The 17,194-nt window shown below is 71.7% G+C and carries 12 protein-coding genes; 2 read left to right on the top strand and 10 right to left on the bottom strand.

Features of this window, described 5'->3' with window-relative positions:
• Positions 1 to 50 precede the first annotated feature (50 nt).
• The 8 genes from gap to ACZ303_RS01300 all read right to left on the bottom strand — a co-directional run bounded on the left by gap (position 51) and on the right by ACZ303_RS01300 (position 11,137).
• Positions 51 to 1,055 (bottom strand): type I glyceraldehyde-3-phosphate dehydrogenase, encoded by a 1,005-nt coding sequence (gap, locus tag ACZ303_RS01335; protein WP_467333825.1) that lies wholly within the window; start codon positions 1,053 to 1,055, stop codon positions 51 to 53.
• 186 nt (positions 1,056 to 1,241) lie between these two features.
• On the bottom strand, positions 1,242 to 4,193 hold the full coding sequence (locus ACZ303_RS01330; protein ID WP_467333823.1) for a M14 family metallopeptidase: 2,952 nt from the start codon (positions 4,191 to 4,193) through the stop codon (positions 1,242 to 1,244).
• 164 nt (positions 4,194 to 4,357) lie between these two features.
• Entirely contained in the window at positions 4,358 to 5,365 is a 1,008-nt protein-coding gene (whiA, locus tag ACZ303_RS01325; RefSeq protein ID WP_071964484.1) for a DNA-binding protein WhiA, read from the bottom strand.
• On the bottom strand, positions 5,356 to 6,408 hold the full coding sequence (locus ACZ303_RS01320) for a gluconeogenesis factor YvcK family protein (protein ID WP_467333821.1): 1,053 nt from the start codon (positions 6,406 to 6,408) through the stop codon (positions 5,356 to 5,358). The genes whiA and ACZ303_RS01320 overlap by 10 nt, the downstream gene beginning before the upstream one ends.
• Entirely contained in the window at positions 6,405 to 7,337 is a 933-nt protein-coding gene (rapZ, locus tag ACZ303_RS01315) for an RNase adapter RapZ (RefSeq protein ID WP_467333819.1), read from the bottom strand. The genes ACZ303_RS01320 and rapZ overlap by 4 nt, the downstream gene beginning before the upstream one ends.
• A gap of 141 nt (positions 7,338 to 7,478) precedes the next feature.
• The gene (gene uvrC / locus ACZ303_RS01310; protein ID WP_467333817.1) at positions 7,479 to 9,458 is read right to left on the bottom strand and encodes an excinuclease ABC subunit UvrC; all 1,980 of its coding nucleotides are present in this window, start codon (positions 9,456 to 9,458) and stop codon (positions 7,479 to 7,481) included.
• 193 nt (positions 9,459 to 9,651) lie between these two features.
• Entirely contained in the window at positions 9,652 to 10,482 is an 831-nt protein-coding gene (locus ACZ303_RS01305) for a hypothetical protein (RefSeq protein ID WP_467333815.1), read from the bottom strand.
• A 4-nt stretch (positions 10,483 to 10,486) separates the two neighbouring features.
• The gene (locus tag ACZ303_RS01300) at positions 10,487 to 11,137 is read right to left on the bottom strand and encodes a papain-like cysteine protease family protein (protein WP_467333813.1); all 651 of its coding nucleotides are present in this window, start codon (positions 11,135 to 11,137) and stop codon (positions 10,487 to 10,489) included.
• 229 nt (positions 11,138 to 11,366) lie between these two features.
• Here ACZ303_RS01300 and ACZ303_RS01295 point away from each other — a divergent pair, with 229 nt between their 5' ends.
• Positions 11,367 to 12,314 carry a hypothetical protein gene (locus tag ACZ303_RS01295; RefSeq protein ID WP_467333811.1) on the top strand — a complete coding sequence of 316 codons (948 nt, stop codon included), beginning with the start codon at positions 11,367 to 11,369 and terminating at the stop codon, positions 12,312 to 12,314.
• Between the two features lie 277 nt (positions 12,315 to 12,591).
• Here the strand turns inward: ACZ303_RS01295 and ACZ303_RS01290 are convergent, their stop codons facing one another.
• Positions 12,592 to 13,029, bottom strand: coding sequence for a Rieske (2Fe-2S) protein (locus ACZ303_RS01290; RefSeq protein WP_467333809.1), 438 nt, complete (start codon positions 13,027 to 13,029; stop codon positions 12,592 to 12,594).
• Positions 13,030 to 13,185: 156 nt separating this feature from the next.
• On the opposite strand from ACZ303_RS01290, the gene ACZ303_RS01285 reads away from it, so the two are divergent.
• Positions 13,186 to 14,103, top strand: coding sequence for a carbohydrate kinase family protein (locus ACZ303_RS01285; RefSeq protein ID WP_467333807.1), 918 nt, complete (start codon positions 13,186 to 13,188; stop codon positions 14,101 to 14,103).
• Between the two features lie 59 nt (positions 14,104 to 14,162).
• Here the strand turns inward: ACZ303_RS01285 and uvrA are convergent, their stop codons facing one another.
• The gene (gene uvrA, locus ACZ303_RS01280) at positions 14,163 to 17,120 is read right to left on the bottom strand and encodes an excinuclease ABC subunit UvrA (protein WP_467333805.1); all 2,958 of its coding nucleotides are present in this window, start codon (positions 17,118 to 17,120) and stop codon (positions 14,163 to 14,165) included.
• Positions 17,121 to 17,194 lie beyond the last annotated feature (74 nt).

The following is a 17,194-nucleotide window of genomic DNA, read 5'->3' as shown; positions in this document are numbered from 1 at the left end:
AGCCCCGTCCCCTACATCTCAGTGCCTGTGACCGTACAGCAGGCCACAGATCAGAGCTGACCGCCGACGAAGACGGTCAGGTCGACCAGACGGTTGGAGTAGCCCCACTCGTTGTCGTACCAGCCGACGACCTTGACCTGGCTGCCCTGGACCATGGTCAGGGAGGAGTCGAAGGTGCAGGAGGCCGGCCAGTTCACGATGTCGGAGGAGACGATCGCGTCCTCGGTGTACTCGAGGATGCCCTTGAGCTGACCCTCGGCGGCCTTCTGGAAGGCGGCGTTGATCTCTTCCTTGGTGGTCTCGCGGTCGAGCTCGAGAACCAGGTCGGTGACCGAGCCGGTCGGGACCGGGACGCGCATGGCGATGCCGTCCAGCTTGCCCTTGAGCTGCGGGAGGACCAGGGCGGTGGCCTTGGCGGCACCCGTCGAGGTCGGGATGATGTTCTCCGCGGCGGCGCGGGCGCGGCGCAGGTCGGAGTGCGGGAAGTCCAGGATCCGCTGGTCGTTGGTGTACGCGTGGACCGTGGTCATCATGCCCTTGACGATGCCGAAGCTCTCGTCGAGGACCTTCGCCATGGGCGCCACGCAGTTGGTGGTGCAGGAGGCGTTGGAGATGACGTGGTGGTTGGCCGCGTCGTACTTGTCGTGGTTGACGCCCATGACGATCGTGATGTCCTCGTCCTTGGCGGGCGCGGAGATCAGGACCTTCTTGGCGCCGGCCGCGATGTGCTTCGCGGCGTCGGCCTTCTTGGTGAAGATGCCGGTGGACTCGATGACGATGTCGGCGCCGAGCTCGGCCCACGGCAGGTTCGCCGGGTCGCGCTCGGCCATCGTCTTGAAGGTCTGGGAGCCGACGGTGATGGAGTCGTCGGTGTGGCTGACCTCCTGCTTCAGACGACCCAGGATGGTGTCGTACTTGAGCAGGTGGACCAGGGTGGCGTTGTCGGTCAGGTCGTTGACACCGACGATCTCGATGTCCGCACCCTGCTCGAGCAGCGCGCGGAAGTAGTTACGACCGATACGGCCAAAGCCGTTGATGCCTACGCGGATCGTCACGAACCGATCTCCTCGTTGGTTTGCCGGTCTGTCCGCCGGCGGCTGTATGGGAAGTCCCCGACCACCAACGACCCTACCTCTAAGTAGAGAGGTATGTGACATTGAAGGGTCTTGCACAAGTGGGCGGCCTCAGGCACAATTGCGCGCCCTCGGACCGGGGCCCGAGTCGCGCGGCGCTGTGGGGTGTCAGCCGTCGATGGCGCGCAGGGCGGCGCCGAGGAGCTTGGCGCGCTCCCGGGTGTCTTGGACGTGCTCCAGACCGAAGCCCAGCAGCACCGTGTCGCGGGTGGTGATGCCCGCGGAGAAGCGGATGAGCTCTTGCGAGCGCGCCCAGTCTCCGGTATTGCCGGGACTGCCGGCCGGTGCGCCGGGCGTCGCCCAGTCCCCCAGCGAGGTCTCGAAGCCCTCGGCGCGCTCGGTGCCACCGATGGTGACGGTGGCGTTGTCCGCGAAGACGCCGCGGCCGCCGTCGCCGCCGTCGGTGATGTAGGAGAGGGCCACCTCCGTCTTCTTGCCGGCGTACGCGCTCAGGTCGAAGGAGACTTGCCGCCACCCGGTGGTCGGCCCGCTGAAGCTGTGCCAGGCGCCCGTGGTGCCCTTGGCCTCGCACGTGTCGTCACCGACGGTGAGGTAGTGGCCGAGGAAGGGGTGGAGGTGGACGGCGGCGGCGCAGTCGGTGGGCGTGGTCCGCCCGGTACCGCCGTTCGCGTCGGGCAGCGTGGTCCAGTCGTCCTGGCCGGCCGTACGGGCTTCCACGACGGCGTTGTCGTAGCCCCGCTCGGTGTCGAGGCTGAGGCGAAGGCCCAGGCTCGGCTTGTCCGCGGCGCCCGCTCCGGTCAGGTCGATGGTGCGCGACAGCCGCATCCAGGAGTTGTCCTGGTGGGGGGCGGCGGCCATCCAGGCGCCTTCGTAGGGCTGGAAGGGGGACCGTACGCCGGCGTAGTCACCGGCGGACTCGCTGCGGAACCGCGGGAAGGTCGCGGGCGGCAGCTCGTCGGAGATGGAGCTGTAGGCGCCCGCGGTCGCCGGCGGGCCGCCGGTGGGGCCGGCCAGGACGGCCGAGGTGCCCGCGAGTCTGCCCGCGCCGGTGAAGCGCGGCGGCGCCGAGTGCGCGATCCGGCCGCCCGCGCCCAGGTAGTACTGGCTGAAGTCATTGGTGTCGGCCTTGCCGACCCGTGCCTCGCCGCCCGCTTGGGGGCCCGCGGTGACGAGCTTGCCGCCCTCGTTCAAGAAGTCGCGCACGGCGAGCAGCGTGTCGCCGCCGGGCTGGTTGGCGCCGGAGTACCAGACGACGCTCGTGAAGTGGCCGAGCACACCGAGCGCGTTCGGCGTGCCCTGCTTGGCAACGTCCCAGACGGCGGCCTTGCGGCCGTTGTCGGCGAGGGCCTTGGTGTAGGCGGCGACGTTCCCGGAGGGGGCGGTGCCGCCCTCGTCGGCGAGGACCAGGGTGTCGGCGCGCGGCCGCTCGGCGACCGTGAAGGTGAACGGCTCACTGGCGGTCGTCTTGCCCTCGGGCGTACGTCCGGTGAACCAGACCCGCACGGTCGAGCCGGGTTCGGCGTCCTCGACCGTGGCGCGGTACTGGTCGAAGCGGAGGTTGTCCTCGCCGCCGTAGCGGTCGCCGCCCTCCCACGCCTTCAGCGGCTCGGTGTGCGTACGGCCGCCGTCGACGCGGTAGTTGAGGCGCTTGTCGCGCAGGCTCTTGCGGGCGGTGACGGCGACCGGCTGCCGCTCGTCGCGGGTGTAGGAGGTGGTGAAGGCGTGGGGAGTGAAGTCGGGGGCGGCCAGGACGGCCGAGGAGGCGGGGCGGTCGGGGTGGGCGGCGGTCTCGGCGACGGAGAGGGCGAAGGGGATGTTCTTCGCGAACTCCTGCTGGATCAGCTTCTCGTCGTCGGGGAAGGTGAAGCCCGAGCGGCAGTCGGCGGGCTTCCAGGGGTCGTCGGGGTCCACCTTGGAGGCCGTCTGGCAGGTCGACATCTCGGGGGTGAACATCATCGTCCCGTTGACGTTGGCCGCGTGGCCGTCGGCCTCGCCGTTGGTGGTGTAGAGCTCGGAGGAGAGCTGGGGGTGGTAGCCGGGGATCGCGGACTTCTCCGGGGTGCCGGCCAGCGCCCGGTAGAGGACGTCGTCCGGGGTGGGGGTGGCCACCTGCCAGCCGACGCCGTAGAGCAGGAGTTCGGCGGCCGAGTGGTAGTTGATGGCGTAGCGGAAGCGGACCCGCTTCTGGAAGGCGTCGACGGCCTTGGTCTCCGGCTCGGAGGCGGCCGCCGGGCCGCGGTAGGTCTCGGAGGCCGGGCGCGGGGAGGAACCCTCGTTGTCGTAGCCCCACTTATAGGAGAAGTTGCGGTTGAGGTCGACGCCGTCGCCGGGGGCGATCTTGCCGTCGCCGTTGTTGTCGCGCAGGTTCTTGCGCCACAGCCGGGTGGCGGGGGACTCGAAGGTGTAGTCGTAGCCGTCGGGGTTGGCGGAGAGCAGGAACCACAGCTCGGTCCGGTCGACCAGTTGGGTGATCCGCTGGTCCTTGCCGTAATGGTCGAGGTAGTGGTGCATCAGCCGCCGGGTCATCTCCGGCGTGATCCACTCGCGGGCGTGCTGATTGGACATGTAGAGCACGGCGGGCTTGTCGCCGTCGCGGGTCGCGCGGGCGTTCTTGGTCAGCTTCAGGGCGAGGATGTCCTGACCGCGCACGGTCTTGCCGATGCTGACGACCTTGGTGAGACCGGGGTGGGCCGCGGCGGTGTCGGTGATCTCGCGCTTGAGGCCGCGCTCTCCGCTGTACGGGCGGAAGACGCCGTCGCCCGCGGCCTTGAGCTTCTCCTGGGTCGCGCGGGCCAGGCGCTTCTCGGTGAGGTCCACGCCCTTCCGGCGCAGCGCCTCGGCCTGCTGACCGGTGAGGTGGAGCTCGACCGGGGCGGTGCGGCCGGCGGGGATCTTCTCCCCCAGCTCGTGCCCGTCGGCGCCCGCCTCGATCAGGAGCGGGACCTGCGCGGCGGTGACCTCGGCGGTCCACGCGGAGATCCCCTCGGCGTCCGCGGTGGGTTTGGGCTGTGCCTGTGCGAAGGGCGCCGCGGCCAGTCCGCCGAGTAACAGCGAAGCCGCTGCCCCCAGTCCCACGAGCGGTCTCGTTCTGCGTCTCATGAGCCCCCCTTGCTGTTGTGTGCCACGTCGATACACGGACGCCAAGGCTGGCGAGACAGCATGATCATGTCAATGCCGCCTCAGGGGGCGAAGCCCGTCGGGCCGGGCGGACGACCGCCCCCGGCGGCATCGGCCGCGGGGGGCGGTGGGGCCATCGGAGCAGGTCAGCCGACCATGCCCTCGGCCATCTCCTCGGACAGGTCCGAGAGGTCGGAGAGGTTGGACTCGGTGCCCGGGATGCCGAGGTCCTGGGCGCGCTTGTCGGCCATGGCCAGCAGCCGCCGGATCCGCCCGGCGACGGCGTCCTTGGTCAGCGGCGGGTCGGCGAGGGCGCCCAGCTCCTCCAGGGAGGCCTGCTTGTGCTCCATGCGCAGCCGGCCGGCGGCCGCGAGGTGCTCGGGCACCTCCTCGCCGAGGATCTCCAGGGCCCGCTGCACACGGGCACCGGCCGCCACGGCGGCCCGCGCCGAGCGGCGCAGGTTGGCGTCGTCGAAGTTGGCGAGGCGGTTGGCCGTGGCCCGCACCTCGCGGCGCATCCGGCGCTCCTCCCAGGCGAGCACGGACTCGTGCGCGCCCAGCCGCGTCAACAGCGCGCCGATGGCGTCACCGTCCCGGACGACGACCCGGTCCACACCGCGGACCTCGCGCGCCTTGGCCGCGATCTGCAGCCGGCGGGCCGCGCCGACCAGGGCGAGGGCCGCCTCCGGGCCCGGGCAGGTGACCTCCAGGGAGGAGGAGCGGCCGGGCTCGGTGAGCGAGCCGTGGGCCAGGAACGCGCCCCGCCAGGCCGCCTCGGCGTCGCACGTGGCGCCGGAGACCACCTGCGGGGGCAGCCCACGGATCGGCCGGCCGCGGCCGTCGACCAGACCGGTCTGGCGGGCGAGCTGGTCACCGCCCGCCACCACCCGCACCACGTACCGGCTGCCGCGGCGCAACCCGCCGGGGGCCATCACCACCAGGTCGGAGGCGTGTCCGAAGATCTCCAGGATGTCCTTGCGGAGCCGCCGGGCGGCGATCCCGGTGTCCAGCTCCGCCTCGATCACGATCCGCCCGCTGACCAGATGCAGACCGCCCGCGAACCGCAGGATCGCCGAGACCTCCGCTTTCCGGCAGCAGGTCCGGGTGACGGGGAGCCGGGAGATTTCATCCTTCACCGCTGCCGTCATCGCCATGGGCCGATCCTTCCATGCATCCGAAAAATACGGTCGTACGCGGCGGCCAACAGCTCCGGGTCGTGCGTCGGGGAGCCGTCGGGAGCGGCGACCGGCGCCAGCTCGACCGCGGCCCCGAGTCGCTTGGCGGCGTCGGTGAGGCTCTCGCGGTCGGGCACGGCGGCCTCGTCGGCCAGCACCACGTCCAGGGCGAGTTTAGGGGCGTGTCGGGCCAAAACCTCCAAATGACGCTGCGGGGAGAAGCCATCTGTTTCACCGGGCTGCGGCGCGAGGTTCAGCGAGAGGACACGCCGGGCCTTGGTGTGCCGCAGCGCGTCGAGGAGCTCGGGCACCAGCAGATGGGGGATGACGGAGGAGAACCAGGACCCCGGACCGAGCACCACCCAGTCCGCGTCCAGCACCGCCTCGACGGCCTCCGGCACCGCCGGCGGGTCCTCCGGCACGACGTGCACGGACTGCACCTCGCCGGGGGTGAGCGCCACGGTGGCCTGGCCGCGGACGGTGCTGATCGCCTCCGGGGCGGCCGGGTCGTGGCCCCGTACGAGCGCCTGGAGCTCCAGCGGCACCGCCGACATGGGCAGCACCCGGCCGTGCGCGCCGAGCAGCTTGCCGACCAGGTCCAGGGCCTGGACGTGGTCGCCGAGCTGTTCCCACAGGGCGACGATCAGCAGATTGCCGACGGCGTGGCCGTGCAGGTCGCCCTCGCTGGCGAAGCGGTGCTTGATCACCCGGGCCCAGGTCTGGCCCCAGTCGTCGTCGCCGCACAGCGCGGCGAGGGCCTTGCGGAGGTCCCCGGGGGGCAGCACGCCCAGCTCGTCGCGGAGGCGGCCGCTGGAGCCGCCGTCGTCGGCGACGGTGACGACGGCCGTGAGGTCCCCGGTGATCCGGCGCAGCGCGGTGAGCGACGCCGACAGGCCGTGGCCGCCGCCGAGGGCGACGACCTTGGGCTGCGCCCCGCGGCCCGCACGCCCGTTACCCCGGCCGCCGCCGCGGGCGGGGTCGAGACGGCGGACCCGGCGCAGCCGGAACGAACGGCCGGTCACTCGCGCCCCATGTCCCTGTGGACGACGACGGTCTCGACACCCTCCGAGACCAGACGGTGGGCGAGCTTCTCGGACATCGCGACGGAGCGGTGCTTGCCGCCGGTGCAGCCGACCGCGATGGTCACATAGCGCTTGCCCTCGCGGCGGTAGCCCGCGGCGATGAGCTGGAGGAGCTCGGTGTAGCGGTCGAGGAACTCCTTGGCGCCGGGCTGGTTGAAGACGTAGCCCGAGACCTCCTCGTTGAGGCCGGTGAAGGGGCGCAGCTCCGGGACCCAGTGCGGGTTGGGCAGGAAGCGGCAGTCCACCACCAGGTCGGCGTCGACGGGCAGACCGTACTTGTAGCCGAAGGACATCACCGTGGCGCGCAGCTCCGGCTCCTCCTCGCCGGCGAACTGGGCGTCCATCTTGGCGCGCAGCTCGTGGACGTTGAGGCTGGAGGTGTCGATCACCAGGTCGGCGTCGCCTCTCAGCTCGCGCAGCAGGTCGCGCTCCGCGGCGATGCCGTCCACGATGCGCCCGGAGCCCTGGAGCGGGTGCGGGCGGCGGACGGACTCGAAGCGGCGCACCAGGGCGTCGTCGGACGCCTCCAGGAAGATCACGCGGCGCTTGACCTTCTTGGCGGCCAGGTCCGCGAGGGACTCCCGGAGGTTGTCGAAGAAGCGCCGGCCGCGGACGTCCACGACCACGGCGATACGGGCCACATTGCCCTGCGAGCGGGCGCCGAGGTCCACCATGGTGGGGATCAGGGCGGGCGGCAGGTTGTCCACGACGAACCAGCCGAGGTCCTCCAGACACTTGGCGGCGGTGCTGCGGCCCGCCCCCGACATGCCGGAGATGATCACCAGTTCGGGGATGCCCGTCGCCTCGCCGGCCGCGTCCGCCGTCGTGCCCGTACTCACCTGTGCTCCGTCTCGATCGGTCCCGGTCATGCTGCTACCCCCGTTCTGCCGACGGCGCCGCGGCTGCGGCCCCGTCCTCCATACTGCGGTCTTCCGGTGTCCATGACCCGCGCGCCCGCCCCCGGGCGCCCGCGCTCCGCGGGCGGCCGGCGGTGCCGCCGTCCACGTCCATCATTCCTCCGCATCGTCCATGATCTCGCCAGTCGCGGTGTTGACGGCCGGGGCGGGCGGGGCCGAGGCGGCGAGCGCCGCGGCGATCGTCTCCGCCGTCTTGCGGCCGATGCCGGGTGTTTCGCAGATCTGCTCGATTGTCGCGGCCCGCAGCCGCTTGACCGATCCGAAGTGCTTGAGCAGCGCCTTCTTGCGCGTGTCGCCCAGTCCGGCGACGGCGTCCAGCGGCCCGGACCGCAGCGCCTTGGACCGTTTGCTGCGCTGGTAGGAGATGGCGAAGCGGTGAGCCTCGTCACGGACCCGCTGCAGGAGGTAGAGGCCCTCGCTGGTGCGCGGCAGGACGACGGGATCGTCGTCGCCGGGCAGCCAGACCTCCTCCAGCCGCTTGGCGAGGCCGCAGACGGCCACATCGCTGACGCCGAGCTCGTCCAGCGCCCGGCGGGCGGCCGCCACCTGCGGCTGTCCGCCGTCGACCACCACGAGCTGCGGCGGGTAGGCGAAGCGCTTGGGCCGGTCCTCCGCGGGGCGGTCCGTCCCGTCCTCCTCGACGGCGTTCTCCTCGGACCACTCCCCCGCTTTCTGCTGCTCCTGGAGATAGCGGCGGAAGCGGCGGCCGATGACCTCGTGCATGGAGCGGACGTCGTCCTGCCCCTCGAAGCCCTTGATCTGGAAGCGGCGGTACTCGCTCTTGCGGGCGAGGCCGTCCTCGAAGACGACCATGGACGCCACCACGTCCTGCCCCTGGAGGTGGGAGATGTCGAAGCACTCGATGCGCAGCGGCGCGGACTCCAGGCCGAGGGCCTCGGCGATCTCCTCCAGGGCGCGGGAGCGGGTGGTCAGGTCCGAGGCGCGCCTGGTCTTGTGCAGGACGAGGGCCTGCTGGGCGTTGCGCTGGACCGTGGCCATCAGGTCCTTCTTGTCGCCGCGCTGCGGGATGCGCAGGTCGACGCGGGCGCCGCGCCGCTCGCCGAGCCACTGGGCGACGGGCTCCAGGGGGTCGGGCAGGGCGGGGACGAGGACCTCCTTGGGGACCGCGTCGCCCTTCTCCTCGCCGTAGAGCTGCTGGAGGGCGTGCTCGACGAGGCCGGCGGTGTCGACGGCCTCGACCTTGTCGGTCACCCAGCCGCGCTGGCCGCGCACGCGCCCGCCGCGCACGTGGAAGATCTGGACCGCGGCCTCCAACTCGTCCTCGGCGACCGCGATCAGGTCGGCGTCGGTGGCGTCGGCGAGGACGACGGCGTTCTTCTCCATGGCGCGCCGGAGCGCCTCTATGTCGTCCCGCAGCCGGGCGGCGCGTTCGTACTCCATCTCCTCCGCGGCCTCGCGCATCCGCTCCTCCAGGCGGCGCAGATACGCGCCGGTGCGACCGGCCATGAAATCGCAGAACTCCTCGGCCAGTTCGCGGTGCTCCTCGGGGGAGACCCGGCCGACGCAGGGCGCGGAGCACTTGCCGATGTAGCCCAGCAGGCAGGGGCGGCCGATCTGGGCGGAGCGCTTGAACACCCCGGCCGAGCAGGTCCGAACGGGAAAGACGCGCAGCATCAGGTCGACGGTCTCGCGGATCGCCCAGGCGTGGGCGTACGGGCCGAAATAGCGCACGCCCTTCTTCTTGGGGCCGCGCATGACCTGGACCCGGGGGAACTCCTCGCCCAGGGTGACCGCGAGGGAGGGATAGCTCTTGTCGTCGCGGTATTTGACGTTGAACCGCGGGTCGTACTCCTTGATCCAGGAGTATTCGAGCTGGAGCGCCTCGACCTCGGTGGAGACCACGGTCCACTCGACGGAGGCGGCCGTGGTGACCATGGTGCGGGTGCGCGGGTGCAGGCCGGCGAGGTCCTGGAAGTAGGAGGAGAGCCGCTGGCGCAGGCTCTTCGCCTTCCCGACGTAGATCACGCGGCCGTGCTCGTCGCGGAATTTGTAGACCCCCGGCGAGTCGGGGATCTGTCCCGGCTTGGGTCGGTAGCTGCTGGGGTCGGCCATGTCACACACCCTACTTGCGGGCAGTGACAACTCCATCTCCGAGCCGGGGCCGGGGGTGCGCCCCGCGCCCCCGGAAGGGGCCGCTCCCGGCGCGCCATCCGGCCCCGGCGCAGGGGCGCCGGGGCCGGACCGGGGGGGTGGCGGGACGGTGTGGGGCCGTCCCCTGTTCACGGCCCGGCTCGCGGGCCGCGGATCAGCGGCGACGCAGCCGGCGGACCACCGCGGCGGAGGCCCCGAGGGCCAGCGCGGCCCCCGTGGCGGTGGCGGCGGGCATCAGCGCGCCGCCTCCGTCATCGGTCCGGGCGGCGGCCACGGCGGTGTCCCCGGCGTTCTCCTGCCGGGCCGTGCCGCCCTGCCCCGCGTAACCGCCGGCGAGGCCCTTCCGGGCGTACGCGGAACCGGGCAGCTTGTCGCCGTAGGCCTTGTGGACGCGGGCCTGGTAGCCCGCGACGGTGGTGCCGCCGGAGCCGATCGCCCGGGTGGCGTCCTCGTCCAGCGGCAGCACCCGGTCGCCGCCCTGTACATACCAGGCGTCGATCTGCGGCTCGCGGAAGACGGTGCCCCCGCTGAGCCTGCGGGCGCCCTCGGCGGCGTAGCGGGTCTCGTCGTCGCCGGTGGCGATGTTGACGACCTTCCAGCTGTCCCCGGTCCGCGCGGTCCACACCGACGCCTTGCGGCCGTCGGCGGCGACCGCCTCGCTGGCCAGGAACTCCAGCGTGGCGACGGGTGCGCCCGCCTTGCCCGCCACGAACTCCGGGGCGAGCGTGTAGACCGGCACGGTCGCGCCGTCGATCCTCGGCCGCGCCTTCGCCTCGGCGATCGAGCCGTCGTGGGCGAAGAAGCGGGAGAGCGTGGCGAGGGTCGCGGGGGCTGCCGCCGCCTCGTGGGCGGCGGAGACCCCGGCGCCGGAGGGAGCCGGCGGGGCGGGTGCGGCGTGCGCGAGGGGCGCGAGCCCGAGGAAGGCGGCGGTCAGGGCTCCGGCGGCCGCCGCACGGGCCGCGTGCTTCCTGTTGTGCGTGGTCATGACCTCACGCTCCGATCTTGTAGAGCGAGTGGGTCCAGGAGAACTGGTCGTTGTCGACGTACCAGCTGTGCGACCCCCAGTTGTAGCGGTCGTTGGAGCCCCAGGGGTCGCCCCAGTAGACGAGGGAGTTGGCGTCGTCGTACCCGTAGAGGACGTGCATATGGCCTCCGCCGGAGGACCACTGGATACGGGTCTCGATGGGCCGGTTGGCGTTGAGCTCGCCCTGCACGGTCGGGTAGCGCAGCCATCCGGTCACGTACGAGCCGGGGTTGATGCCGGCCCACCGGAAGGCGGTCTGCACATTGCCCAGGGTGGCCTGGTTGTTGGGGCACTCCGTGCCCTGCTGCCGGTTGAAGGCGGCGTTGCAGAACTGGTTCTGGCTGTACTTGCGGCCGAACCAGGTGGCAATGGTGTTGCCCGAGGCCGCCCAGCACCAGTTGCTCTTCTGCTGGGCCTGCATGGTGATGTTGAGCTGCTTCGACGCGAAGTTCGACGAGAAGTTCGACGAGAAGGGGGTCGACCGGTCGACGGTCGCGGCGCTCGCCGTGGTGGGGACGGCGAGCAGCGCTGCGGCGACGAGGGCGGCGACGGACAGCCGTCTGCCACGTATGCCGGGCCTTCCCGGCTTGTTCAGTTGTGCCGATGCACGGGACATGGACGTTCCTCCCGAGGCGGGGGGTGGTGGTGGAGGCGCGTCCGGACGCTGGTGAGGAGCATCAGGGTGTTGTCAGTGAGCGGTCAACAGGTTTCAATGCTGGGTGGGTCGCGGGTGTGAACAGCGGGTATCGGATGTGAACGTCCGGTGCCCGCCGAAGAGGATCACGGCGGCTCAACAGGCCGAGCCGCGTTCACCACTTGTGAATATTCACAGAGGGGCGATACGGATGGGACGGACCGGCGCAGAGGCGGCCGAAGCCGAGGCCGAGCTGGCCCGGGCGCTGCGCACGGGCCCCTTCCACCTGGCGCTGCGGACCGCGCTGAGCACCCGCGGCCTCGCCCTGCACCGGGTGCAGCACCGGCTCGCGCAGCGCGGCGTACAGGTGGGGGTGACGAGCCTCAGCTACTGGCAGCAGGGCGCGCGGCGACCGCAGCGGCCCGAGTCGCTCCGAGCGGTGCGGATGCTGGAGGACGTCCTGGACCTGCCCGCGAACGCCCTGACCCGGCTGCTGGAGCCGGTGGGCGCCCGGGCGGAGAGCGAGCGGCCCGCGACGCGCTCGTACCGCGCGCTGGTGGAGGAGTCCCGGGCCCTCGAACGGCTGCTCGCGGAACTGGAATCGCCCGCCGACGGCGGCCTGCACACCGTCTGCCACCTGGAGCGGGTGTTCATCGGCACCGGCCGGGAGCTCCGCGGCCGGGACTCCCAGCACGTGGTGCGCGCGCACCGGGACGGCGTGGACCGCTACGTGGCCATCCACCACGGCGACACCGGGTGCGACCCCGGCCGCGTGACCGTCAGGGCGACGGAGAACTGCCGGCTCGGGCGCGTGCGCTGGCACTCCGCGTCGGGCGTCCTCGTCGCCGAGCTGCTCTTCGACAACCGCCTGCGCGCCGGGGAGACGTATGTCTTCGGCTACGGCTTCGACGACGGCACGGGCGGTCCGAGCAGCGAGTACGTCCGCGGGTTCAGCTTCGCGGGCGGGCAGTACGTCCTCCAGGTCCGCTTCGACTCCACCGCGCTGCCGGTGCGCTGCCGCCGCTTCGCTCGGAGCTCGGCGGGCGCGCCGCGCACCGGACAGCAGGAGCTGACGCTGGCGGGACGCCACCGCGGCGTGCACCTGGTGGAGCCGGGGGTACGCCCGGGGATCCTGGGGATCGCCTGGGACTGGTGCTGAGGGGCGCTCGCCGGGTGGCTCTCAGGCGGTTGTCGGGGGCCCCGGGGGTCCGATGGGGGTGGTCCCGGGCGTCCGCCGTGCGGTCCCAGGGGTCCGCCGTGGATCTCAGGGGCCCATCAGGTGCTCCCGGCTTCCAATGGAGGTGCCCCCAGGCATCCGCCGTGCGGTCCCAGGCGGGTCCGTCGTGTGGTCTCAGGCACTCATCGGGTGTTCCCAGGCGTCCATCATTGTGGGTCTCAGGCGTCCGCCGTGCGGACTCAGCGTCCGCCCTGCGGACTCACGCGTCCGGGCCCGCGATCAGCTTGCCGCCGGACGTCTTGACGGGGACGGCCGGCAGGGGCACGCTCGCCGGGCCCCGGAGGACCTTGCCGCTGGTCGCGTCGAACTCGCTGCCGTGACACGGGCAGCTGACCTTCCCGTCCTCGACCTTGTCGACGACGCAGCCCGCGTGCGTGCACACCGCGCTGAACGCCTTGTACTCCCCCTTGACGGGCTGCGACACCACCAGCCGCTGCTCGCGGTAGAGCCGCGCGCCGCCGACCGGGATGTCGGCCGGGGCCCCGAGGTCCACCGGAGCGGTGGGTGTCGCGGGGCCCTTGGGGGTGCCGGAGCCGCCGCCCGAGCAGGCCGTGGCACCGAGCCCGGCGGCGCCGGCCAGCACCGCTCCGCACAGCACGGTACGGCGGGACGAGAGGGGGCCGGAGGGGCTTGTCATGGGGGCTCCAACATGAGCTGCGAACTGCGGATACAACGCCCCGACCCTACCGGCAGCCGATATTCCGCCCGGATCCCCTCCGGTGCTCGCGACGGCGTGACAGGCTGAGTCCGCGAGAGCGCCGCGGCGACCGCGGCCGGAGAAAGGACTGTCTCAGTGATCGTCGTCGCCGGAGAGGCCCTGATCGACCTCGTGCCCGACGGCGCCGTGCGCCCGGGCGCCCTGCCGGCGCTGCTGCCCCGGCGCGGCGGCGGCCCGTACAACACCGCGGTCGCCCTGGGCCGGTTGGGATCACCGGCCGCCTTCTGCTCACGGGTGTCGCGGGACGGCTTCGGCGAGGCGCTGCTGGAGGGCCTGCGCACGGCCGGGGTGGACGTCTCGCTGGTACGGCGCGGGCCCGAGCCCACGACGCTGGCGGTGGCCGACATCGCGGCGGACGGGTCGGCGGGCTACGGCTTCTACGCGCAGGGCACCGCGGACCGCCTCTTCGAGCTGCCGGGCCCGCTGCCGGAGGCGGCCGTGGCGCTGAGCCTGGGGACCTGTTCGCTGGTGCTGGAGCCGGGCGCGAGCGCGTACGAGGCGCTGCTGCGGCGCGAGGCGGAGCGCGGGCTGTTCACCGTGCTCGACCCGAACATCCGCCCCGGTCTGATCCCGGACGCGGACGCCTACCGAGCCCGGTTCCGCTCCTGGCTGCCGCACGTGACGCTGCTGAAGCTGTCGGCGGAGGACGCCCGGTGGCTGGGCGGCTCGCCGGAGGAGTGGCTGGCGGCGGGCCCGGCCGCGGTGGTGCTCACCCGCGGCGGGGAGGGCCTGAGCGTCCACACCCGGGCGGGGCGTACGTACGAGGCGCCCGCGGAGCGGGTCGCGGTGGTGGACACGATCGGCGCCGGCGACACCGTGCACGCGGCCCTGCTGCACCGCCTCGCGTCACACGCGGCCCTGTCACCCACCGCGCCGGCGGAGCTCGGCGAGGCGGCCTGGCACGACATCCTGACCTACGCCGCCCGCGCCGCGGCCCTCACCTGCTCCCGAGCGGGCGCGGAACCGCCGTACGCGGCGGAGCTGGGTGGGTGACATCGCCGGACGGGCTCAACAAAGCCCGTCCGGCGATTGAGGACACCGGCACCGACCACTCAGGCGCGCTTGGCCCGCGACGCCGCCTTCTTCGGAGCGGCCGCCTTCCTGGCAGGTGCCTTCTTCGCCGCTGACGCCTTCTTCGCGACCTTCCGCGCCGGAGGCGAATCGCTCACCCGGTCGCCCAGCAGCTCCCGCAGGAACTTGCCCGTGTGGCTGGCCGGGACGGACGCCACCTCCTCGGGCGTGCCCTCCGCGACGACCAGGCCGCCGCCGTTGCCGCCCTCGGGGCCCATGTCGACGACCCAGTCGGCCGTCTTGATCACATCGAGGTTGTGCTCGATGACGATCACCGTGTTGCCCTTGTCGACCAGGCCGGACAGCACCGAGATCAGCTTGCTGATGTCCTCGAAGTGCAGACCCGTGGTCGGCTCGTCCAGGACGTACACCGTGCGGCCCGTGGAGCGCTTCTGGAGCTCGCTGGCGAGCTTGACCCGCTGGGCCTCGCCGCCGGAGAGCGTCGGCGCGGACTGCCCGAGACGGACGTAGCCGAGGCCGACCTCGTGCAGCGTGCGCAGGTGCCGGGCGATGGTCGGCACCGCCTCGAAGAAGTCGAGCGCCTCCTCGATGGGCATGTCCAGCACCTCGGCGATGGACTTGCCCTTGTAGTGCACCTCCAGGGTCTCCCGGTTGTAGCGCGCGCCGTGGCAGACCTCGCACGGCACGTACACGTCCGGCAGGAAGTTCATCTCGATCTTGATGGTGCCGTCGCCGGAGCAGTTCTCGCAGCGGCCGCCCTTGACGTTGAAGGAGAAGCGGCCGGGCAGATAGCCGCGGACCTTCGCCTCCATGGTCTCCGCGAAGAGCTTGCGGACGTGGTCGAAGACGCCGGTGTACGTCGCCGGGTTGGAGCGCGGCGTACGGCCGATGGGCGACTGGTCGACGTGGACGACCTTGTCGACGAGGTCGTCGCCGTCCACGCGCGTGTGCCGCCCGGGGACGGTCCGCGCGCCGTTGATCTCGCGGGCGAGGTGGGTGTAGAGGATGTCGTTGACCAGCGTCGACTTGCCCGAGCCGGACACGCCGGTGACGGCCGTGAGCACGCCGAGCGGGAAGGAGACGTCGATGTCCTGGAGGTTGTTCTCCCGGGCGCCGCGGACCGTCAGCTGACGGTCGAGGTCCACGGGCCGGCGTACGTCCGGTGTGGCGATGGACTTCTTGCCGACCAGATACTGCCCGGTCATCGACTCCTTGTTGGTCAGCAGCTCCTTGAGGGGTCCGCTGTGCACGACCTTGCCGCCGTGCTCGCCGGCGCCGGGGCCGATGTCCACGACCCAGTCGGCGACCTTGATGGTGTCCTCGTCGTGCTCGACGACGATCAGGGTGTTGCCCATGTCGCGCAGGCGGACCAGCGTCTCGATGAGACGGTGGTTGTCGCGCTGGTGGAGGCCGATGGACGGCTCGTCCAGGACGTAGAGCACGCCGACGAGGCCGGAGCCGATCTGGGTGGCGAGGCGGATGCGCTGGGCCTCGCCGCCGGAGAGGGTGCCGGCGGCGCGGTTGAGCGAGAGATAGTCCAGGCCGACGTCGACGAGGAACTTCAGCCGCTCGTTGACCTCCTTGAGGACCCGCTCGGCGATCTTCTTCTCGCGGCCGGTGAGCTTCATGTCCCGCAGGAAGTCGGCGCACTCGCTGATCGACATCGCGGCGACATCGGCGATGGACCGCTCCTGCACGGTGACCGCGAGCACGATCGGCTTGAGCCGGGTGCCCTCGCAGGTCGGGCAGTGCACCTCGCGCATATAGCCCTCGAAGCGCTCACGGCTGGAGTCGCTCTCGGCCTCGGAGTGGCGCCGCTTGACGAACGGCACCGCGCCCTCGAAGGCCGTGGTGTAGGCGCGCTCGCGTCCGTAGCGGTTGCGGTAGCGCACCTCGATCTGCGTCTTGTGGCCGTTGAGCAGCGCCTTGCGGGCCCGCAGCGGCAGCCCGGCCCAGGGGATGTCCGTACGGAAGCCGAGCTCGTCGGCGAGGGCGCCGACCAGGCGGCTGAAGTAGTCCTTGGTGTGGCCGTGCGACCAGGGGCTGATCGCGCCCTCGTCGAGGGACTTGTCCTCGTCCGGGACGATCAGCTCCGGGTCGACCTCCATGCGGGTGCCGATGCCGGTGCAGTCCGGGCAGGCTCCGAAGGGGGAGTTGAAGGAGAAGGAGCGCGGCTCCAGCTCCTCGAAGGAGAGGTCGTCGTACGGGCAGTAGAGGTGCTCGGAATACATCCGCTCACGCTCGGGGTCGTCCTCGGCGAGGTCGACGAAGTCCAGGATCACCATGCCGCCCGAGAGGCCCAGCGCGGTCTCGACCGAGTCGGTCAGCCGGCGCTTGGCGCTGTCCTTGACGGTGAGGCGGTCGACGACCACCTCGATGGTGTGCTTCTCCTGCTTCTTCAGCTTGGGCGGCTCGCTGAGCTGGATCGTCTGCCCGTCGACCCGGGCCCGGCTGTAGCCCTTGGTCTGGAGGTCGGAGAAGAGATCGGCGAACTCTCCCTTGCGCTCGCGCACCAGCGGCGAGAGCACCTGGAAGCGGCTGCCCTCCGGCAGCTCCAGCACCTTGTCCACGATCGCCTGCGGCGACTGGCGGGAGATGGGCCGGTGGCACTCGGGGCAGTGCGGCTTGCCGATGCGGGCGAAGAGCAGGCGGAGGTAGTCGTAGACCTCGGTGATGGTGCCGACCGTCGAGCGCGGGTTGCGCGAGGTCGACTTCTGGTCGATGGACACGGCCGGGGACAGGCCCTCGATGAAGTCCACGTCGGGCTTGTCCATCTGGCCCAGGAACTGTCGTGCGTAGGAGGAGAGCGATTCGACGTAGCGACGCTGCCCCTCGGCGAAGATCGTGTCGAACGCGAGGGACGACTTGCCCGAGCCGGAGAGACCCGTGAAGACGATGAGCGCGTCACGGGGAAGGTCGAGCGAGACGTTCTTGAGGTTGTGCTCGCGAGCGCCACGGACGATGAGACGGTCAGCCACGCCGGTCGGCACCTTTCTTGAGATTCGACTCTGGGGAGAGCTGCGGGGTGGGCCGCGCCCCTCGATCCAGAGTA

Source organism: Streptomyces sp. NPDC023527 (assembly GCF_055560115.1).
The sequence above is the reverse complement of the archived record's forward strand: the minus strand, read 5'-3'. Positions and strand labels throughout refer to the sequence as shown.